The following is a 21,222-nucleotide window of genomic DNA, read 5'->3' on the forward strand; positions in this document are numbered from 1 at the left end:
CCCGAAGAGTACTTCTTTCAAGTACGGGACCGGTCGACATTAGACCTCCTGCAGGACTGACGGGTGTGTCGAAGGTCATTGCCGGAAAGTCATGGCAATGGGGGCTGGAGTGGTGTTATGGTTCGCTACATCACCATATCGGGGGGCGTTCATGCTCAGTATCCGTGAACTCAGCAAGACCTACGCCAACGGCGTGCACGCACTTGATGACGTCAGTCTCGACATTCCGCGGGGGATGTTCGGGTTGCTGGGTCCCAATGGCGCGGGCAAGTCTTCGTTGATGCGAACCTTGGCGACCTTGCAGGAGGCCGACAGTGGCTCCGTCACGCTCGACGGTGCCGATGGCAAGCCGATCGACGTGCTACGCGACAAGGACGCGGTGCGCCGTCAACTCGGTTACCTGCCGCAGGACTTCGGTGTTTATCCGAAGGTCAGTGCGCAGGATCTGCTGGAGCACTTTGCGGTGCTCAAGGGTCTGACCGCGCGCAAGCAGCGTCGCGAGGTGGTCGATGGCCTGCTGCAACAGGTCAATCTGTGGGACGCGCGCAAGCGAAATCTGGGCACCTACTCGGGCGGTATGCGCCAGCGTTTCGGCATCGCCCAGGCGCTGCTCGGCAGCCCGCGGTTGGTGATCGTCGATGAGCCCACCGCCGGTCTGGATCCGGAGGAGCGAAACCGCTTCCTCAACCTGCTGGCGGAGATCGGCGAGAACGTCGCGGTGATCCTGTCCACCCACATCGTCGAGGACGTGACCGACTTGTGCCCGACGATGGCGATCATGAACAAGGGCCAGGTGTTGCTGACCGGCCAGCCGAACGCGGCGATCGAGGCGCTGCGCAACCAGGTGTGGCGCAAGCAGGTGACCAAGGCGGCATTGGCCGAGTACGAAAGAAGCCACACGGTGCTGTCGACCCGGCTGGTGGCGGGTCATCCGGTGATCCACGTGTTTGCCAGTGACAGCCCGGAAGGAGGTTTCGAGCAGGTCGCGCCGGATCTTGAGGACGTCTACTTCCAGCGCCTGCGCCAGCAGGCTCGGCAGACGGCATCCCGCGCCGAAGCGGCTTGAGCGGGGTCACGACATGATTCTTGAATTCTTCCGCTTCGAGCTGAAGCAGCAGTTGCGCGCGCCGTTGCTGTGGCTGATGGCGTTGATGTTCGGCCTGTTCGCGTTCGGCGCGGCCAGCAGCGATGCGATCCAGATCGGCAGCGCGGTCGGCAACATCAACCGCAACGCGCCGACCGTGATCATCACCTTTCTGGGCGTGTTCACCGTGCTCGGCCTGCTGGTGATCGTCAGTTTCATCAGTGGCGCGCTGCTGCGTGATTTCGAGCTGGGCACCGCCGACCTGTTCTTCTCCAGCCCGATGCGCAAGCGCGATTTCCTGATCGGCCGGTTCGCCGCTGCGGTGGCGGCGTGCTGCGTGGTCTACCTGATGGTCGCGCTGGGACTGATGATCGGCCCGCTGATGCCGTGGGTCGATCCCGAGCGTCTGGGCGCGTTCTCGCTGGCGCCGTATGTGTGGGGTTTCGGCGTGCTGGTGTTGCCGAACCTGCTGTTCACCGGCGCGTTGCTGGCGCTGCTGGCGGTGACCACGCGCAGCCTGCTGGCGGTGTACCTGGGCGTGATCGGTTTCTTTGTGCTGTATGTGATGTCGGGCCGGCTCACGGCCGATCTGGACAACGTCTGGCTGGCCACGCTGCTCGATCCGTTCGGTATCACGGCGTTCCGCCGCATCGTCCGCTACTGGTCGGCGGCGGAGAACAATACCCAGTTGCCGGTCGTGACCGGTTACCTGCTTGCCAACCGCGCGCTGTGGGTGGCGATTGCTCTGGGGCTGGTGGTGGCGACGTTTGCGCTGTTCAAGCCGCAGCGGACGGGTACTGGCAAGGGCTGGTTTGCGGGCTGGTTTACCCGTCGTGCCCGTCGTGCCCGTCGTGCCGCTACCGCGCCGGCCGCTGCGGTCACCGCGCGCCCCAGCTCGATGATCGCGCCGCGCGTGGTACCTGCCACCGGAGCATCGGTGGCGTGGCGGCAGTTCCTGCGCCAGTGGCGGTTCGACAGCGTCGGCGTGTTCAAGAGCGTGCCGTTCCTGATCATGCTGGTGCTGGCGGTGGCGAACTTCAGCGGCAGTGCCAGCGTCGTCCAGAGCATGTTCGGCACCAAGGTCTACCCGGTCACCTCGCTGATGCTGCAGGCCTTGCAGGGCAGCTTCACGTTCATGCTGCTGATCATCGTGATGTTCTACGCCGGCGAGCTGGTGTGGAAGGAGCGGGGGGCGAAGATCGACGAGGTGACCGACGCGTTGCCGGTGCCCAACTGGGTGCCGCTGGCGGCGAAGATGGCGGCGCTGGTGCTGGTGGTACTGGCGTTCCAAGCCGTCGGTGCGTTGGCCGCGATGGCGATGCAACTGGGCAAGGGATTCACCGCGCTGGAGCCAGCGCTGTATCTCAAGGCGTCGTTGCTGGATTCGATTCCATTCGTGCTGATCGCCGGTCTCGCACTGGTGTTGCAGGTGCTGAGCAACAACAAGTTCATCGGTTACGGCCTGCTGATCGCCTGGCTGGTGGCGCAGGGCACGCTGGGCTACCTCGACTTCGATCACAACCTCTACAACTACGGTAGCGCGCCGGAGGCGCCGTATTCGGACATGAACGGCTACGGCCATTTCCTGCCCGCGCGGCTGTGGTTCCACGCGTACTGGGGCGTGTGCCTGCTGGTGTTGTTGCTGGTCGCGGCAGCGTTCTGGGTGCGTGGGGTATCACCAAGCCGGCGCGAGCGCTTCAAGCTGGCGCGCCAACGGTTGATGGGCGGTCATGGCGTTGCGGTGGCGGCGAGCCTGGTGGTGTTCGCGCTGCTGGGTGGTTTCATCTTCTGGAACACCAACGTGCGCAACGAGTACGTCGCCGGTGATGCCGTCAAGGATCGCCAGCAGCGTTACGAGGAGCAGTACCGCCAGTACCGGGATCTGCCGCAACCGCGCATCAGCGCCGTCAGCACGCAGGTGGATCTGCGCCCGGAAGACCAGCGCGTGCGCATCCGCGGCAGTTACACCATCAGCAATCCGCACGCGGCGGCCATCAACGACATCCATATTCAGCTGTATCCGTATACGCAGCTGCATGCGCTGGCGTTCGGCGAAGCGGAACTGGTCAGCAACGATGAGCCGGTCAATTACCGCATCTACCGTCTGGCCGAGCCGATGCAGCCAGGCGAGCAGCGCGAGTTGAGCTTCGATGTCGAGTTCGGACAGGAGGGTTTCGGCAACGACACCGCCTCCACCGCGGTGGTCGAGAACGGCTCCTTCATCAACTCGCAGATGTTGCCGAGCTTCGGCTACAACGAAGGTTTCCAGATCGCCGACCGCAACGAGCGGCGCAAGCGCGGGATGGGCGACGTGCCGCGCATGGCCAAGCTGGAAGACGAGGCTGCGCGGGCCAACACCTACATCAGTGACGACGGGGACTGGATCGCCTTCAAGACCACGGTGTGCACGGCGCCGGATCAGGTCGCGCTCGCTCCGGGCGTGCTGCAGAAGGAGTACCTGCTCGATGGCCGGCGTTGCTTCGATTACGCCATGCAGCGGCCGATGCTGGACTTCCATGCAACCCTGTCGGCGCGATGGGAGGTCAGGAAGGGCGTTTACAAGGCCGGCACGCCCGGTGAGATCCCGATCGAGGTCTATTACGACCCCAAGCATCCGTACAACGTCGACCGCATGGTCGAGTCGGTACAGAAGTCGCTCGCTTACTTCGAGGCGAATTTCAGTCCCTACCAACATGAGCAGGTACGGATCATCGAGTTCCCCGGCTACAGCAGCTTCGCCCAGAGTTTCGCCGGAACGATCCCGTACTCCGAGTCGATCGGCTTCATCGCCGACCTGCGCGACGAGGACGCGATCGACTACGTGTTCTACGTCACCGCCCACGAGATCGCGCATCAATGGTGGGCGCACCAGGTGATCGGCGCGAACGTGCAGGGCGCCACCATGCTCAGCGAATCGCTGGCGCAATACTCCGCGCTGATGGTGATGGAGCATGAGTACGGTCGCGACAGGATGCGTCGCTTCCTCAAGTACGAATTGGACCGTTACCTGTCCAGCCGCGGTGGCGAGATGATCGAGGAGCTGCCGTTGTACCGGGTCGAAAATCAGCAGTACATCCATTACCGCAAGGGCTCGCTGGTGTTCTACCGGTTGCGCGACGAGATCGGCGAGGACGCGCTCAACCGCGCGCTGTCGCGCTTCATCGCCGACAAGGCCTACCAGCACGCACCGTTCACCACCTCGGCCGAGTTGCTGAGCTACATCCGCGCCGAGGCCGCGCCGGAGCACCAGCAGTTGATCACCGACCTGTTCGAGAAGATCAGCTTCTATGACAACCGGGTAGATGCTGCAACCGCGGTCAAGCGCGACGACGGCAAGTACGAAGTCACCCTGAATCTGCATGCGGCCAAGCTGTACGCAGATGGCGAGGGCAGGGAGACCGCGGCGAAGCTCGACGACTGGATCGAGGTCGGGGTATTCGCTCGCGGGCCCTCGGGCGAGGAGGCCGATGAGCAGGTGTTGTACCTCGAGCGGCAGCACATCGTCGATGGATCGCCGGCGCTGACCGTGGTGGTCGACCAGTTGCCGTACGAGGCCGGTTTCGACCCCTACAACAAGCTGATCGACCGGGTGTCGTCGGACAACCGCAAGCGGGTGTCGGTGAAGTAACCCGGCGCAAAAATGAACGGGCAGTTTCGGGTGCTGGCGCAGGCGGAGATTTTCACGTAGGATTCGCCTGTTCAGCGCACGGCTGCCTTACGTTTCCCAGGTTGCCTGTCGTATCTGGTGCGAGTTCCCTGCATGCGGGGACCGCCCAATACGACGTTATCCCGCACGTCTTTCGTCGCGCCGACACGGTCCGGAGCATCCGGCACCGTCACATTGAATACTCGCAGCGCGGTTTCAGGGAACGCTCCGGGTCTTGCCGCATTCCATGCGGTTTTTTATCTACTCGGAGTTACAACATGTCTTTTGAATCCCTCGGCCTTGCGCCTGCTTTGCTGCGCGCGCTTGCCGAACAGGGCTATACCAGCCCGACCCCGATCCAGGTCCAGGCCATCCCGCTGATCATGGATGGCCACGACCTGCTGGGTGGCGCCCAGACCGGCACCGGCAAGACCGCCGCGTTTGGCTTGCCGCTGCTCAACCGGCTGGCCAAGCAGACCGCGCCGAACGGTTCGCGCAAGCCGCGCGCGCTGATCCTGGTGCCGACCCGCGAGTTGGCGGTGCAGGTCAACGACAGCCTGCGCAGCTATGCCAAACACCTGCGCCTGAACTTCTGCACGATCTTCGGCGGCGCCGGCATGGGCCCGCAGGTCGAAAATCTGCGTCGCGGCATCGACGTGGTGGTGGCCACGCCGGGCCGGCTGATCGACCACATCGAGCGCGGCACCGTCAAGCTCGACGAGATCGAAGTGCTGGTGCTCGACGAGGCCGACCGCATGCTCGACATGGGCTTCCTGCCCGCGATCAAGCGCATCCTCGGCCGCGTGCCGGCGCAGCGGCAGACGCTGTTGTTCTCGGCCACCTTCGAGAGCCAGCTGAAGCAGCTTGCGTTGCAGTTCATGCGCGATCCCAAGCAGGTCCAGGTCGCCACCAACAACGCGATCGCCAACACCATCACCCACCGCGCGCACCCGGTGGACAGCGGCCGCAAGCGCGACCTGCTGATCGAGATCATCGCCAAGCGTCCGGGCGACCAGGTGCTGGTGTTCGGTCGTACCAAGCACGGTTGCAACCGGCTTGCCGAACAGTTGGAAGCCGCCGGCCTGAAGTCGGTCGCCATCCACGGCAACAAGAGCCAGTCACAGCGCCAGAAGGCGTTGCGTGACTTCAAGTCGAACCGTGCCCGGGTAATGGTCGCCACCGATGTCGCCGCACGTGGTCTGGACATTCCTGATTTGCCGCTGGTGATCAACTTCGACCTGCCGATGGTCGCTGAGGACTACGTGCACCGGATCGGCCGTACCGGCCGCAATGGTTCCACCGGTGAGGCGCTGTCGCTGGTCTCGCACGACGAAGGCGGCCTGCTTCGCCAGATCCAGCATGTGCTGAAGAAGGATGTCGAGATGGTGGTGGTGCCGGGCTACGAGCCCAGCCGTCCGATCCGTCTGGACGTGGCGATCCCGAACCCGCGCAACAATGCCGGTGCGGGCCGTCCGCCGCGCAACAACGCTCCACGCAACAATGCCCCGCGTGGCGGTGCTCGTTCGCATGGCCAGCCGGCTCCGCGTCATGCCCATGCCGGCGGCCCGCGACAGCGCACGGCACCGGCCGGTGGTCGTGGCGGACGCGGTTCGTTCCGGGACGGCTCCAGCGCCTGAAGCACTGGCGGCTGAGTACGGGTAGCCACCCGGCGGGCAGCGGCGCTACGGCGTAACGCTTGCCTGAAACGATCCAGCAAACGACCCGGATGACCTCCGGGTCGTTTGCGTTGTGGCGCGACAAAAAATTGCGCACCGGTGTCCACCTCATGGCGCGTTTTGCGTTATTCCCACCGAGAGCGGTTCCTGTGACCGCGAACCCGGGGAGAACCAGCGTGTCCGTGACCAGTGCAACCATGAACGAACTACCTGCTCCATGGGCGCAACTGACGCAGGTGGACTGCGTTGATGACGCACTGGCGGGGGAGATCGATCAACTTGCGGCCGAGGCGGCCGAACCCAACCCCTTCTACGAAAGCTGGTGCTTGCGCCCCGCGCTGATGTTTTTGTCGACGGAGGCATTGCAACTGCTGACCGTGCGTGATGCCGCAGGTGAGCTTATCGGGTTGCTGCCGCTGGCCCATCACGCGCATTTCAAGCGCATGCCTGAGCCCACCTTGCGCTCATGGACGCATGACTATGCCTTCCTGTCTGCGCCGCTGCTGCACCGCGACCATGTGCAGGCGGCGGTCGATGCCATGCTCGACTGGCTGGCCGCACGCGACGCTCCCGCCGGTGTTATCGAGCTGGTCAACATCCGCATGGATGGCGCCGTCGCGGCGGCCCTGGATGCGGGGATCGCGCGGCGCGGACGACTGCTGTCGCGGTGTACCCGCTGGACCCGTGCGATGTATCACCTGAACGTGCCGGACGACCCGCAACACATGTCCGCCAAACAGCGCAGCACGCTCCGGCGCAAGGAGCGACGATTGGGGGATGAGGGCGAGGTCGGCTACCGAGTGATGTCGAGGGACGACGACCTTGCGACATGGATCGAGCAGTTCCTGCGGGTCGAAGCCAGTGGCTGGAAAGGCCGCGCGGGCACCGCCATGGGTGCCAGTGATCCAGGCCGCACCTTCCTGCTGGCCGCCTGCCAGGCCGCCCACGCCCGCGGCCAGTTGCACATGCTGGCGTTGGACCTGGATGGCAAGCCCATCGCGATGAAGTGCAACTTCCTGAGCGGTGCCCATGCCTTCACCTTCAAGATTGCCTACGACGAAGCCTATGCGCGGTACTCGCCCGGCATCCTGATCGAGCTGTACCAGATGCATCACATCCGCGAGCGCTACCCCCAGCTGGCTGCCGTCGACTCCTGCACGGTGGCGGACAACACCATGTTTCCGAACCTGTGGGCCGGTGAATGCGTGCTGGGCGATTACGCCATCCTGCGCAACACCCTGGCCAACCGGATGCTGTTGCGTTACGGCAAACGGTTGCAGCGGCTGCTGACCCGCCGCGCCGAATCATCTCCATGAGCACGACGGGCGGCGCGGTTACCACCGTGGCCGACACCAAGGTGGTGGAGGTCATGCGCTACAGCACGCATCCGGGTGACGCGGTGCGTGACCGCGACGCGATCATTGCCCTCTGGCAGGGTGATTTCGGACCGCCGGCGATTGCGCCCGACAAGTACGACCACTTCTACCGCGACAATCCGGACGGCCCGGCCATCATCCAGTTGTTGCGTCATGATCCCGATGGCGAGTTGGTCGGTGTCATCAGCGCCGGTCCGCGGCCGGTGATCTGGCAAGGCAAGGCCATTCGCGCCGGGGTCGTCGCGTACTTTGCGGTGGCTGCCGGCCACCGCACCCTGGGCCCGGCGTTGCTGCTGCAGCAGTCGTTGCTGGAAGCCGCACGAGGGCGGTTCGACCTGTTGTACGGGCTGCCACGGCCGAGCGCGGTTGGCGTCAGCCGCCGGGCAGGCTTCAGCGTACTGGGCACGTTGAGCCGACACGCCAAGGTGCTGCGCTACGGGGATTACCTGCAACGCAGGCTGCCGGTGGCCATAGCGCGTCCGGTCGGTGCGCTGGTGGATTCGGCGGTGCGGCTGCGGGACCTGCTGGCCGGCGGCGTCGTGTCGGACCTGCATTGGCGCTGGTCGGAGCACAGCGACCCGCGCATGGACACGCTGTGGCATGGCTCGACCCACACCTGCGCATTGACCAGCGTGCGCGACCACGCATTGTTGCGCTGGCGGTTTGACATGCCGCCGGCGGGCCGCGCGCGCTACCTGCTGGTGTCGGACGACGACGATCAACTGGTGGCATGGTTTGCCTGCGATGCCCATGCCGCGCTTGATCAACCGCTGGAAGTGCTGGATTACTGGGCTGCTGATGCAATGACAGGGATCCACCCCAAGCTGATCCGGGTCCTGGTCGCCGCAGCGCGGGCGCAGCGACGCAGCGCCATCCACCTGTTGCTTACGGCCGACGAGCAGGCCATGGCCGGTTGGCGCGCGGCGGGCTTCGTCGCCCGCAGCGGACAACCGCTCATTGGCATGTGGCTCAACCCGGATATCTCCCCGCAGGCAATGCCCGTCCTGCATATGACCTGGTTGGAGCAGGACAGCTGACGATGGTGACTTTTATCCGCAAGCTGGTCCGGCAGGTCCGCATCGACGGCGTGTTCGGCGTGGTCGGCAAGGTGCCGGTCTGGCTGCGTGGCCAGGCCGAGCTGCGGCTGGATCGAAGGCTTGGCATCGCAACCGTGGGCCAGGTCGAAGTTGCCGAGTCCGTGGCCTGCGATCCTGGCCACGAGCACTCGGCCAACGCGGTGTTCTATGCGCCGTTGGCGTTCGGCAAGTTCCGGCGTCTGGTCAGTGCCGCACAACCATTCGATCCGACCGCTTGCACATTCATCGACTACGGCGCCGGCAAGGGTCGCGCACTGGTGCTGGCCGCCGATCTTGGCTTTCGCCGCGTGGTTGGGGTCGAACTGTTTGAATCGCTGTACGCCGAGGCCATGTGCAATATCGCCGCCTTCGCGGCCCGGGATGCGAAGGCGAGGGCGATCGAGTTGTTCTGCATGGATGCCGTCGCCTTTCGCCCACCGGCAGGTGACCTGTTCTGCTATTTCTACAACCCGTTCGACGAGGTGGTGATGCGCCAGGTACTGGCCAACATCCAGGCCGCCCATGAGGCAGAACCGCGACGCATCCTCATCGCCTACTCGAATCCGCTCCACGCCGATGTATTCGATGGGGCCGGCTTCCTGCGCCTGCATCACAACAGCACCGGCCTGCGCATCTATGTCAACCGCGCCACCTGACAGCAGCCGGCGGTGAGACAACTTCCGGCTGTGCGGTCAGGTGCGCGATGCGGTCAGCGCGGCGGTTATTCCACGCTGTCAATCCAGCGGTTGAGCTTGTCCTCCAGTACGTCCAGTGGCACCGAGCCGTCCTTCAATACCTGTGCGTGGAATTCGCGCACGTCGAACTTCTCCCCCAGCGCCGCTTCCGCCTTGTCGCGCAGTTCCTGGATCTTCAGGGCACCGATCTTGTAGGCGAGTGCCTGGCCCGGGATCGCCATGTAACGTTCGGCTTCCGCCGTGGCCTGGGTCTCGCTTTCCGCCGAGTTCTCCAGCATGTAGTCGATCACCTGCTGGCGGGTCCAGCCCTTGCTGTGCAGGCCGGTATCGACGACCAGCCGGATCGCGCGCCACAGTTCATTTTGCAGATAGCCGAAGTAGCTGTACGGATCCTCGTAGACGCCCAGGTCCTTGCCCAGCGACTCGGCATACAGGCCCCAGCCCTCGATGAACGCGGTCTGGCCGCCGAAGCGGCGGAAGTCGGGCAGGTCGGTCAGCTCCTGCTGCAGCGCGAGCTGGAAATGGTGGCCAGGGATCGCCTCATGCAGGTACAGGTCTTCCGCATCCCAGGTCTTGCGGGTCGGCAGGTCATAGGTGTTGACGTAGAAGATGCCGGGACGGCTGCCGTCCTCGCTCGGGGTCATGTACGAGCCGCCGGCCGCGGACTTGGCCCGGAACGCTTCGACCGGTCGAATCTCGAAACCGGCCTTGGGGATCAGCGAGAACTGCTCCGGGATCTTCTGGTTGATCTTGTCTTCGAGGCCACGGTAGTAGGTCAGCAGCGCTTCCTCGCTGTCGAAGCTGAACTGCGGATCGGTCTTCATGAACTCGAAGAACTCCTGCAGCGTGCCCTTGAAGCCGACTTCCTTCATCACCTTGTGGATCTCGCCGTGGATGCGGGCCACTTCGTCCAGGCCAATCTGGTGGATCTGGCTCGGGCTCAGGTCGGTGGTGGTGGACTTGTGGGCGTTGAACGCATACCACGCCTCGCCATTGGGCAACGTGGCCATGCCTACGGTGTCGCGGGCGTGCGACATGTAATCGTTGGCGATGTACTCGCGCAGCTCGCGATATGCCGGCATCAGCTCGGTGTCGATCATTTCGCGGTATTCCGCCGCGATACGCTCCTTGTCGGCGTCCGCGAATGATTCGGGCATCGATTCGATCGGCTTCCAGAACAGGGTTTCTTCGGGCTTTTCCTTGATCAACGCGTCGAGCTGGTCAACCACGTTGTCCATCAGCACCTTGGGCTGCACCACGCCGGCCTCGACGCCGAGCTTCATGTTGGCGATGGCCTGGTCGAACAGTACCGGCACCTGTGCGGCGCGCTTGCGCCAGGCGGCGTAGTCGTCAACGGTCTTGAACGGTTGCGCGCTGGTGCCCGAGCCAAGCTGCACCGCCATGCTGGCGAGGTTGTAGAACTGGTTGATCGGTTGCATCCAGCCGGGGAATTGTTCGCTGGCCAGTTCGTCCTCGGCATCCTCGACGAAGATCTCATAGCTGAGCAGCGCCTGGTCTTCCAGCCCGTCCGAACCGATCGCCTCGACCTTGTCCAGCCAGCGCTGGGTGAACTCGTGCGACTTCTGCCGGTACTGCTCGGACAGGTAGTTCGGCATCTGATCGTTGTAGCGCGGGTCGCCCTGGAAAGTCGCCGCCAATGGGTTGAGCTTGAGGTACTCCTCCCAGTATTGGGCGTACATCTCCTTGAGTTGGGCGGCCTTGTCGGTTGCGGCCTGTTCGGTGGCGGGCTCGGCCTGGGCCGCATCGTTGGCGGGGGTGGGGCTGCAGCCGGCCATTGCGGCGACCAGGGCAACGGCGAGCAGGGAGCGGGTGACGTTGGACTTCATCGCATTCTCCGATTGGATGGGCCGGCAAGCACAATCGTCGAGCCTCATCGCTCACGGCGCGCATGGCATGGCCCAAAAGTCACCCGCGATCGCTACGTGGTCTTCCCGCCATCAGTCCGCGCAGGTGGCGAGAACGGGATCGAGTCAGGCGACACCGCGCCGCCGGAGATGATGAAGCTCATCGCCTGGTCGACGGTCCAGTCGGTCGGGGTGATCTTCTCGACCGGGACGATCTCCAGGTAGCCCGAGGTCGGGTTCGGCGTGGTTGGCACGTACACGGCGGCCAGTTCGCGGCCGGTGCCCTGCTCCTTGAGCACCCGGGTGACAAAGCCGATCGACTTCATCTGGTCGTGTGGGAAGTCGATCAGCACCACCCGTTGGGTGCCGTCGGGCTTGGTCTGCAGGATATCCAGCAGTTGCCGCGCGCTGCCATAGATGGTGCTGGCGAACGGGATGCGCCCGATTACGGCTTCGAACCAGCGCAGCAACCGTTGGCCGATTACCCGATGGGCCATGATCCCCGACAGCAGGATCACCAGCAAGGTTGCGACCAGCGCGATCACCGTCTGCACCCAGGGCTGCGCCAGCCAACCGGCGAAGTGCGGGAAGTCGCTGGCAAGCCGGGTCAGCATCGGCCCGGTGATCGGCCGGCTGGTGTCCGATAGCAATACGAACACGAACTTGCCGACGACCCACGTCAGCCACAGCGGCAACAAGGTCAGCAGTCCAGTGAGGAACAGTCGCTTCAGGGTAGGGGGAGTGCGCATGGCGCGATTGTAAATGGGGCGGCGCGGCATCGGTGGACGGATGCTACAGCTCCCTTACCAGCCGGAACCCGACATCGTCATAGCCACGGTCGGTATTCAGCGCCCGACTCGCAGCCTGGCTGCGCCATGACGCGCCGCCAGCCTCGCGCTGCTTGCAGCTGCTACCGCAGTCAAGCAGCCACAACGACAAGGGCTTGCCGCTGATCTCCGGTGCCAGCTGATCGGCCTCGGCAGTCGATGGCAAACGATAGGTATGCCCGGATTGGCGGCTATACCACTCGGCATAGGCCTGTGCATCGGGGAACGATACGCAGGCAACCGGGTTTTCTTCGTCCTGGTCGAACCCGGGATCTCGCCAGTCACGTGGTGCGAGCACGCGCAACAGCGATACGCGCTCGCGACAGCGCGCGGCCGGACGGTCGGTGAGCGTGGCGAAGCGGGAGTAATCATCGACGCTGACCGGCTTGCGACTGACCGCTACGCCGGCCGTTGCCACCACCGCGCCCGAAGGGTCACCCGGCAATCGCTGCCCAGACCTTGGGATCGACAAGGCCAGGCGTTGCAGTTTGGCCGCGGCGTCGTCCGGCAATCCAAGCGGTCCTGCCAGGGCGGCAACAGCGGTCGCCAACGTACTGTCAAAATGGGTGGCGGCCCGCTCGACCCGGTGCTGCAGGACCTGCTGGATGTCCGATTGCAGTTGCGAGCGAGCAGGCGACACGGGGGTTCCGGTATCGTCGGCCAGCTGCTGCACACGGGCTGCGTATTCCTTCGCGCGGGTGTCCTTGCCGTTGCGCAGGTTCAGTAGCAATTCGGCGCCCAGTGCGGTGGTGAGCTCGTCAGCCACCGCCTGCACTTGCCGGTTGTCGGGTTCGGCCTGCCACGCCTTCACCACGCTGGCATAGGCGTTGTTGCCCTCTGGTGCAGTGAGATTGCGCTGCACGATCTGCCTGCGCGCATTGTCCAATGCCGCTTGCACGGGCGCCTCGGGCAGGGGGCGCAACATCGATGGGATTGGATCGGTTTGGACGGTGTTTTCGATCATCGGCGCGCCAGCGCGGAAGAACCCATTGACGCCGTCGTTGCGGGTCAACAGGGCGCTGCCGACAATGGCCACGAACACCAGGGCGGTAACAGCCAACGCCCAACGTGGCATGTCCGCCAGCTGGCCGGTGATGCGCTCCCGGAACACGGCGAGTCGCGGCCAACCCTGGCGCTGCTCTACCCGGGCCAGCATGTCCGCCATCTGGCCGACATCTTCGAATCGCTCACTGGGCTGTTTGGCCAGCGCACGGTTCATGAAACGCTGCCAATGACGCAGGTGCGCCGGCAATTTCGGGATCGGGTCCTGCGCATGCATGACGGCCATCGACAAGGCGTCAGCGGCTTCGAACGGCAAGTGGCCGGTAAGCATTTCCCAGGCCAGCACACCCATGCTGTAGAGGTCGGCGCGACCGTCGACTTCCTCGCCGCGTGCCTGTTCGGGTGCCATGTAGGCCGTGCTGCCAACCGCCAGGCCGATAGCCGTCACCCGCGGGCCGAAGCCGCGTCGCAACGCAATCCCGAAATCGGCCAGCAACGGTTGCTCGCCGTCGTCAAACAGCACGTTCTCGGCTTTGACATCACGATGCACCACGCCGCGGCCATGCGCGTACGCCAAGGCAGACAGCACCGTGCGCAAGGTCGCGATTATGCGAGGTTCGTCGGGCTCGCCATTGTCGAGCAGGAAGCGGCGTTGGCCGAGGTGGCCACGCGACAGGTACGGCATCGTGTAATACGGCAGGCCATCGGCGGTGCGCCCCAGTTCGTGGATGCGTACCACGTGGGGATGCTCCAGCCTGGCAATGGTGCGGACCTCGTTCTCGAAGCGACGCCGACTGACTTCATCCGACAACGCCTGCGGCGCCATCACCTTGATCGCGACCTCGCGTGACGGGGCAATCTGTTCGGCCAGGTACACCGTGGACATGCCGCCATGATTGATGATGCGCAGCAGCCGATAGCCCCGAACTTCGGGCAGCGGTTGCGTGCTCATTTCATTGTCTGGCGGATGCGGCATCGCGCGGCCCCCCTGTCTCGCGAGCGACGAGCATAGCGCTCATGGGTCCGGTTCGATATCCCCAAAGGTACGACGTTTTCGGCGCACGTACAGTTGTTTGCGTACCAGGGCGACGATATCGCCCTGCGCGTCGGTGATCCCGGTCTCGAACCAGCGCAAGGCCTTGTCGCCGTCGGCGGTCGCTTCGCGCAGTTCGTCCAGAACTGTCGCCTCCAGGTCGAAGCGCGCATGTACCGTGCCCCGGCCCGGCTTCATGAAGTCGATCGTGCCGGCCTTGTCCCAGACGATGTAGTCGCGCCCCAGCGATTGCATCACCAACAGCATCCAGAATGGATCGGTCATTGCGAACAGGCTGCCGCCGAAATGGGTGCCAACGTAATTGCGGTTCCACGGGCGCATGCGCAGCTCGACATGGGCATGGTGGTAATGGGCGCCAATGGCAGTGACGTGGATGCCGCTGAACAGGAATGGCGGCCACAGGTTGAGCCCGTGGCGGAGCAGGTTGGGGTTCATTTACCGGGCGCCTGGTGCGGCTTTTCGACCCGGACCTGCAGCCGGCCATCCGAGAGCCGGATTTCCAGATGGTCGTCGGGTTCGGCATCGAACACGCTGCGAACCAGGCGGCCGTCAGGGTGCTCGACGATGGCGTAGCCGCGGCTGACGGTGGCCAGTGGACTGATCGCCTCCAGCGAGCGTGCAAGCCCACGCAGTGCCAGGGCATCGTGGCTCAGTCGCCGGGCGATAGCCGCCTGCGGACGCTGCGACACCGCCGCCAGGCGCTCGCGCAAACGATCGACACGCCGCTTCGGATGGGATATCCGCAGCACCGCGTCGGCGTGGCGCAGGCGGGACTGATCCTGCTCAAGCCGTTGTCGCCATGCGGCGGCGAGCCGGCGCAGGGCATCGAGCTGGCGTCGGCGCAAGCCATCCAGCCGCGCTTGCGGGCGCTGTGCGTTCAGTCGCAGTCCGGCGCGGTCCACCCGCTGCATCGCCTGGCGCAGATGTTGTGCCTGCAGGTTGGCATGGCGTGCATCCAGCGCGCGCAGGCGGCGGTTGAGGTCATCCCGGTTGGGTACCAGCAATTCCGCCGCGACCGATGGCGTGGGTGCCCGCATGTCGGCGGCAAAGTCGGCCAGGCTGAAGTCGGTCTCGTGGCCGACCGCCGACACCACCGGCACCTCGCAGGCGGCGATCGCCCGCGCCAGCTGTTCGTCGTTGAACGCCCACAGGTCTTCCATCGAACCACCGCCACGGGCCAGCACCAGCACGTCGTAACGGCCGGAGGCGGCGGCGCGCTGCAGCATCCGGGTGATCTGCGCCGCGGCGGTCGCACCTTGTACCGGTACCGGCAAGACCTCGGCCTGGACCAGGGGGAAACGGCGTGCCAATACGCTCAGGACATCGCGCACCGCCGCGCCGCTGGGCGAGGTGATCACGCCGATACGCGATGCAAACGCCGGCAATGGCCGTTTGCGCGCGTCGTCGAACAGGCCCTCGGCCTGCAGCCGCGCCTTCAACTCGTCGAATGCCCGGCGCAGCGCGCCTTCGCCGGCTTCTTCCATGTGGTCGAGCACCATCTGGTACTCGCCGCGCGCCTCGTACAAGGTCAGCCGGCCCCGCGCGAGTACGCGCATGCCTTCGCGCGGGATGAACTTCAGCCAGCTGCTCTTGGGCTTGAACATCGCGCAACGCACCTGCGCCCGCGCATCCTTGAGAGTCAGGTACAGGTGTCCGGAAGACGGACGCGCCACGTTGCCCAGCTCCGCCTCGATCCACACCAGCGGGAACGCCCCTTCCAGCAGGTCGCGCGCCAGGGTGTTGAGCTGGCTCGGGGTCAGGACGTGGTTGGGATCGTCGAGGGTCATGGCAACAGGGCAGGGTGGCGTGACAAGGTAACCCAGCGGTCGGGAGTGGTCACGCGGATCACGGGCCACCGGCATTGCCGCCATCGGCTGTTGTCATGTAACGCCTGCCTGCGGCGGTACAATGAGCGGATGAATCAGGACGTCGCCTTGCCTTGCTCCCACGCCGCCTTTGGCCCCCGGCCGCGCCTGCAGACGCGCGCGGTCAGGATCGGCGGGTTGACCGTTGGCGGTGGCGCACCGGTGGTGGTGCAGTCGATGACCAATACCGATACCGCCGACATCGCCGGTACCGTCAAGCAGGTCGCCGAGTTGTGGCGCGCGGGTTCCGAACTGGTGCGCATCACCGTCAACAACGCGGAATCTGCCGCCGCTGTGCCGCGGATCCGCGACAAGCTGGCGATGATCGGTGCCCCGGTCCCGCTGATTGGCGATTTCCATTACAACGGCCACCAATTGCTGACCGCAGAGCCGGCGTGCGCCGAGGCGTTGGCAAAGTACCGCATCAATCCCGGCAACGTCGGTTTCGGGAAGAAGCGTGACAGCCAGTTCGCGACCTTGATCGAGCTGGCGATCAAGTACCACAAGCCGGTCCGGATCGGCGCCAACTGGGGCTCGCTGGACCAGTCGTTGGCCCGCGACTTGATGGACGAGAACGCGCTGCGCGCCAAGCCCTGGGACGCCGGACGGGTACTGCGCGAGGCGCTGATCCGCTCGGCACTGGACTCGGCCGCGCGGGCTGTCGATATCGGCCTGGCTGCCGATCGCATCGTGCTCAGCGCCAAGGTCAGCGGCGTGCAGGAGCTGATCGCGGTATACCGCGAACTGGCTACCCGCGGGGACTACGCACTGCACCTGGGCCTGACCGAGGCCGGCATTGGCAGCAAGGGCGTCGTCGCTTCGAGCGCAGCGCTGGCGGTGTTGCTGCAGGAGGGCATCGGCGACACGATCCGTATTTCGCTGACGCCCGACCCCGGCCAGTCGCGGACCAACGAGGTCATCGTCGCCCAGGAGCTGTTGCAGACCATGGGCCTGCGCGCATTCACCCCGATGGTCACCGCATGCCCCGGATGCGGTCGCACCACCAGCGAGTTTTTCCAGGTGCTGGCCAAGACCGTGCAGGAACATGTACGCGCGAAGATGCCGCAGTGGAAAGTCACCCATCCAGGAGCCGAGAATCTCACCCTCGCGGTGATGGGCTGCATCGTCAACGGTCCCGGGGAATCACGCCACGCCAACATCGGCATTTCGCTGCCCGGTACCGGCGAGGCGCCAGCGGCACCGGTGTTCGAGGATGGCCAGAAGACCGTGACCCTGCGTGGTGAGAATATCGCCGATGAGTTCGTCGGGCTGATCGACACCTATGTCGAGCGACACTATGGCGGCAACAGGGCCGACTGAGCGCAAGCTTCCCGCGGTCGGCGAGACGCTCCGCGCGGAGCGGCACCTCGTTACCGATCTGTCGCGGCGGTACGGTTGGCGATTGCTTCTGGTATTCATCGGCTTGCTGTTGCCGCTGTGGGGTTTTGCCGAGCTGGCCGGGGACATCCACGAGCGCGAGGTGATCGGCTTCGACGAGCCGGTCCTGCGTTTCGCCCACGCGCTGGCGACACCGGACCTGGATCGTTTCTTCGTTGCCATTACCGATATCGGCTACCTGCATGGGGTGGTGCCGTTCGACATCGCGCTGGTGCTGGCGCTACTGCTGTTGAGGCGGTTGCGGGCGGCGACCTTTGCCGCGATCGCACTGGCGGGATCCGGCCTGCTCAACGTTGGCACCAAGCTGATATTCGCGCGCGACCGGCCATCACTGTGGGAGTCGATCACGCCCGAGCTCACCCACAGTTTCCCCAGCGGACACGCGATGGGGTCGGCGACCCTGGCCTGGGTGTTGGTGTTGGTGTTGTGGCACACCCGCTGGCGCTGGCCGGTGGTGGCATGCGCGGTGCCGTTCGTGCTGCTGGTCGGCTTCTCGCGAATCTACCTTGGCGTGCATTACCCCTCCGACATCCTTGCCGGTTGGGCCGCGGCCAGCGTCTGGGCGGTGGTCGCGTATCTGGCGGTGTTCCGCCTGCAGCACAGGCCGTTTACTGGCCCGGTTTGACCGCAGTACTCGGTGCCGAGGTCGCCGCGCGACGCGCGAGACTTGCCTCGCGATGGGCGATGTAGCCGTTTGCAACCAGGATGATCGTCGCGCCAATCACGGTCCAGCGATCCAGGCTCTCACCGAACAGGAAGAAGCCGAACACCACCACGATCGGTAACTGCACGAAGCTGATCGGCGTCAGCGCGGAGACATCGCCAAGCTTGAGCGCACGGGTCCACAGCATGTGCCCGGCAGTCCCCAGGATGCCGGCGGCGATCACCCACAGCCAGGTGATGCCCTGCGGCCATTCCCACACCCACAGTGCCGGTACAAGCGACATCGGCACCCAGAAGATGGTGGTCAGCACCACGATCCGGTCCGCCGGTTCGGTATGCGACAACTGCTTGATCTGGATCGCGACGATGGCGCTGATGACCGCCGCCGAGACCGCGACCAGCGTCCCGGCACTGAACTCGGCCGTGCCGGGGCGCACGATGACCAGCACGCCGATGAAACCCAGCACGACCGCGCTCCAGCGGCGTACCCGCACCTGCTCGCCCAACCACAGCACCGCCGCGATGGTCACGAACAACGGGGTGGAGTAGGACAGCGATACCGCCTCGGCCAGTGGCAGGTTGCCGATCGCCCAGAAGCCGCAAAACATCGACAGCGTGCCCAGCACGCAACGCACCAGGTAGCGGGGTAGTTGTTGCGTCCGCAATAGCCCGGGACCATGTTTGAGCACCAGTGGCAGTGCTGCCAGCATGCCGAAGAAGCTGCGGAAGAATGCGACCTCGAAGGTATGCAGTGATTCAGAGGCCAGGCGGATGGTGATCACCATCAGCGCGAAGAAGCCGGTGCTGCCAAGCATCAACAACGCTGCACGCGTATGTACCGGCATGGACGCCTTGGGGGTGCTCACCATCGTGCTCCGATCATGCGTGGCTCCGGCTCCAGCGCCACGCCAAAGCGAGCGTGTACCGAATCGGCAATCCGCCGCGCCAGCCCGAACAATTGACGGCCACTCGCATGGCCATGGTTGACCAGTACCAATGCGTGCGATGCGGCAACACCGGCGTCACCGTCGCGATGCCCCCGCCAGCCGCAGGCATCGATCAACCACGCGGCCGACAGCTTGCGGCAGTCATTGTCGGGGTCGTTGTCGCGGACCGGAAACACCGGCAGTGCGTCGTGCTCCGCCAGCAGCGATTGCGCCTGCGACGTCGGCACGATGGGATTCTTGAAAAAGCTGCCCGCATTGCCGATGACCGCCGGGTCGGGCAGCTTGCGAAGGCGAATCGCGATCACGGCATCGGCGACCTGGCGCGGGCTCGGGTCGCGCACATCAACCTGCATTGCGGCGAGCTCCTGGCGGATACCGGCGTAGTCCAGTCGTGCTGTCGACGTACGCGGTGTCGACGTGCGCGATAGCGCGAACTCCACTGCGGTGACGATGAAACGGTCCGGCTGCCGCTTGAACAGGCTGTCGCGGTAGGAGAACGCACAGGCGTCGCGATCCAGGCGATGCCATGAGCCGGTCGCCGGCTCGAACGCCTCGACCGCGTGGATCAACTCGCACACCTCGACCCCGTACGCGCCGATATTCTGGATCGGCGCCGCGCCCACGCTGCCCGGGATCAACGCGAGGTTCTCCAAACCGCAATAGCCGCGAGCGAGCGTGTCCAGTACCAAACCATGCCACGGCGTCCCGGCATCCGCCCGCACGATTGCCCCGGCGGCCGTGTTGTCCAGCACCCGGACATCGTGACCGGTCAGCATCACCAGTGGCCGTTGCGGGTCACCCACGAACAGCAGGTTGCTGCCGCCACCCAGGACCAGCGGTGAGCGGCCGGCAAACTCGTCGTGCTCGAACAATTCCGGCAGCGCTGACGCATCACCGACTTCCGCCAGCAAGCTGGCACAGGCGACCACGCCCAGGGTGTTGCGCGGTTGCAACGGTACCTGTCGGAGGATGCGGGGGGATGAATTCATGCAGCCGGTGGCATCGGGCCACTGCTGGGTGCGAACTTGCGCCGGCGGATCGCCTCCACGCACTCGCGCACCAGCGCCGGACCGCGGTAGACCAGCCCCGAATAACATTGCACCAGACTCGCCCCGGCGGCCATCTTGGTCACCGCATCGGCACCCGACAGGATGCCGCCGACGCCAATCAAGGGGATCGATTCGGGCAGCCGGGTGCGCATCATCCGCAGCACTGTCGTCGATGGGCCCAGCAGCGGCTTCCCCGACAGGCCACCTTGCTCCCCGGCATGGCGAGCGCCCTCGATAGCGATGCGCGACACGGTGGTGTTGGTCGCGATCACGCCATCGACTTCCAGTTCCGCCAGCACCCGCGCGCAGGCTTCGATATCGTGATCGGACAGGTCCGGCGCGATCTTGACCAGCATCGGGATGCGGCGGCCGTGCTTGGCCCCAAGACGCTCCTGCTCATCACGCAGGGTGCCGATCAGTCGACGCAACATCTGCTCTTCCTGCAACTCGCGCAGGCCGGCGGTATTGGGTGAGGAGATGTTGACCGTCACGTAGTCCGCCAACTGGTAGACCCGCGACAGGCAATACATGTAGTCGCCTTCGGCAATCTCGTTGGGCGTTTCCTTGTTCTTGCCGATATTGATGCCCAACAAACCCTTGCCCGTGCGTTGCGCCCGTTCGACATTGCGCACCAGCGCGTCCACGCCCGCGTTGTTGAAGCCCAGCCGGTTGATCACCGCCTTCTGGCCGGGCAGGCGGAACATGCGTGGCTTTGGGTTGCCCGCTTGGGGCCGCGGGGTCACGGTACCAATCTCGACGAAACCGAAACCCAGTGCCAGCAACGCATCGATATGCTCGCCGTTCTTGTCCAGCCCGGCGGCCAGGCCGACCGGGTTGGGGAACTCCAGCCCGAAGGCACGGGTCGGCAACGGTTCCGGTAAGCGTCCCAGCATCCCGGTTGCGCCGCTGCGATGGGCCAGGTCAAGCGCCCGCAAGCTCAGGTCATGGGCGCGTTCGGCGTCCATGGTGAACAACAGCGGGCGTGCCAACCCGTACATG

Annotated in this window: 16 protein-coding genes; 8 read left to right on the top strand and 8 right to left on the bottom strand. The window is 65.0% G+C overall.

The window, feature by feature from the left end; translation table 11 throughout:
* Positions 1–151: 151 nt before the first annotated feature.
* From ACW7G6_RS00915 to ACW7G6_RS00940, 6 genes are all read left to right on the top strand, one after another.
* The gene (locus ACW7G6_RS00915; RefSeq protein WP_456979017.1) at positions 152–1,066 is read left to right on the top strand and encodes an ABC transporter ATP-binding protein; all 915 of its coding nucleotides are present in this window, start codon (positions 152–154) and stop codon (positions 1,064–1,066) included.
* A gap of 13 nt (positions 1,067–1,079) precedes the next feature.
* Complete coding sequence (locus ACW7G6_RS00920; protein ID WP_456979018.1) at positions 1,080–4,712, top strand: ABC transporter permease/M1 family aminopeptidase; 3,633 nt, start codon at positions 1,080–1,082, stop codon at positions 4,710–4,712.
* Positions 4,713–5,008: 296 nt separating this feature from the next.
* The gene (locus ACW7G6_RS00925; protein ID WP_456979019.1) at positions 5,009–6,367 is read left to right on the top strand and encodes a DEAD/DEAH box helicase; all 1,359 of its coding nucleotides are present in this window, start codon (positions 5,009–5,011) and stop codon (positions 6,365–6,367) included.
* A gap of 236 nt (positions 6,368–6,603) precedes the next feature.
* Positions 6,604–7,722, top strand: a complete 1,119-nt coding sequence (locus ACW7G6_RS00930) for a GNAT family N-acetyltransferase (protein WP_456979020.1) — start codon at positions 6,604–6,606, stop codon at positions 7,720–7,722.
* Positions 7,719–8,819 carry a hypothetical protein gene (locus ACW7G6_RS00935; RefSeq protein ID WP_456979021.1) on the top strand — a complete coding sequence of 367 codons (1,101 nt, stop codon included), beginning with the start codon at positions 7,719–7,721 and terminating at the stop codon, positions 8,817–8,819. The genes ACW7G6_RS00930 and ACW7G6_RS00935 overlap by 4 nt, the downstream gene beginning before the upstream one ends.
* A gap of 2 nt (positions 8,820–8,821) precedes the next feature.
* Positions 8,822–9,514, top strand: a complete 693-nt coding sequence (locus ACW7G6_RS00940; RefSeq protein WP_456979022.1) for a hypothetical protein — start codon at positions 8,822–8,824, stop codon at positions 9,512–9,514.
* Between the two features lie 65 nt (positions 9,515–9,579).
* Here ACW7G6_RS00940 and ACW7G6_RS00945 read toward each other — a convergent pair whose 3' ends face one another.
* The 5 genes from ACW7G6_RS00945 to xseA all read right to left on the bottom strand — a co-directional run bounded on the left by ACW7G6_RS00945 (position 9,580) and on the right by xseA (position 16,088).
* The gene (locus tag ACW7G6_RS00945) at positions 9,580–11,400 is read right to left on the bottom strand and encodes a DUF885 domain-containing protein (protein ID WP_456979023.1); all 1,821 of its coding nucleotides are present in this window, start codon (positions 11,398–11,400) and stop codon (positions 9,580–9,582) included.
* Positions 11,401–11,492: 92 nt separating this feature from the next.
* A complete protein-coding gene (locus ACW7G6_RS00950; protein WP_456979024.1) occupies positions 11,493–12,197 on the bottom strand; it encodes a DUF502 domain-containing protein in 705 nt (234 codons plus the stop codon).
* 13 nt (positions 12,198–12,210) lie between these two features.
* A complete protein-coding gene (locus ACW7G6_RS00955) occupies positions 12,211–14,199 on the bottom strand; it encodes a bifunctional serine/threonine-protein kinase/formylglycine-generating enzyme family protein (RefSeq protein ID WP_456979025.1) in 1,989 nt (662 codons plus the stop codon).
* A 63-nt stretch (positions 14,200–14,262) separates the two neighbouring features.
* Positions 14,263–14,736, bottom strand: a complete 474-nt coding sequence (locus ACW7G6_RS00960) for a DUF4442 domain-containing protein (protein ID WP_456979026.1) — start codon at positions 14,734–14,736, stop codon at positions 14,263–14,265.
* On the bottom strand, positions 14,733–16,088 hold the full coding sequence (gene xseA / locus ACW7G6_RS00965) for an exodeoxyribonuclease VII large subunit (RefSeq protein ID WP_456997361.1): 1,356 nt from the start codon (positions 16,086–16,088) through the stop codon (positions 14,733–14,735). Before xseA ends, ACW7G6_RS00960 begins: the two co-directional genes overlap by 4 nt.
* A 147-nt stretch (positions 16,089–16,235) precedes the next feature.
* Here xseA and ispG point away from each other — a divergent pair, with 147 nt between their 5' ends.
* Entirely contained in the window at positions 16,236–17,486 is a 1,251-nt protein-coding gene (gene ispG, locus ACW7G6_RS00970) for a flavodoxin-dependent (E)-4-hydroxy-3-methylbut-2-enyl-diphosphate synthase (protein WP_456997362.1), read from the top strand.
* Positions 17,449–18,189: a phosphatase PAP2 family protein gene (locus ACW7G6_RS00975; RefSeq protein WP_456997363.1), complete on the top strand. Its 741-nt coding sequence runs from the start codon at positions 17,449–17,451 to the stop codon at positions 18,187–18,189. Before ispG ends, ACW7G6_RS00975 begins: the two co-directional genes overlap by 38 nt.
* On the opposite strand, the gene ACW7G6_RS00980 is transcribed toward ACW7G6_RS00975, so the two are convergent.
* The 3 genes from ACW7G6_RS00980 to ACW7G6_RS00990 are packed head-to-tail and all read right to left on the bottom strand — an operon-like array spanning position 18,173 to position 21,221.
* Positions 18,173–19,096 carry a DMT family transporter gene (locus ACW7G6_RS00980; protein WP_456979030.1) on the bottom strand — a complete coding sequence of 308 codons (924 nt, stop codon included), beginning with the start codon at positions 19,094–19,096 and terminating at the stop codon, positions 18,173–18,175. The genes ACW7G6_RS00975 and ACW7G6_RS00980 overlap by 17 nt on opposite strands.
* A complete protein-coding gene (gene murB, locus ACW7G6_RS00985) occupies positions 19,090–20,163 on the bottom strand; it encodes a UDP-N-acetylmuramate dehydrogenase (RefSeq protein ID WP_456997364.1) in 1,074 nt (357 codons plus the stop codon). Before murB ends, ACW7G6_RS00980 begins: the two co-directional genes overlap by 7 nt.
* The gene (locus tag ACW7G6_RS00990) at positions 20,160–21,221 is read right to left on the bottom strand and encodes a quinone-dependent dihydroorotate dehydrogenase (RefSeq protein WP_456979032.1); all 1,062 of its coding nucleotides are present in this window, start codon (positions 21,219–21,221) and stop codon (positions 20,160–20,162) included. Before ACW7G6_RS00990 ends, murB begins: the two co-directional genes overlap by 4 nt.
* Position 21,222: the final 1 nt, after the last annotated feature.

This window comes from Lysobacter sp. A421, assembly GCF_054052145.1.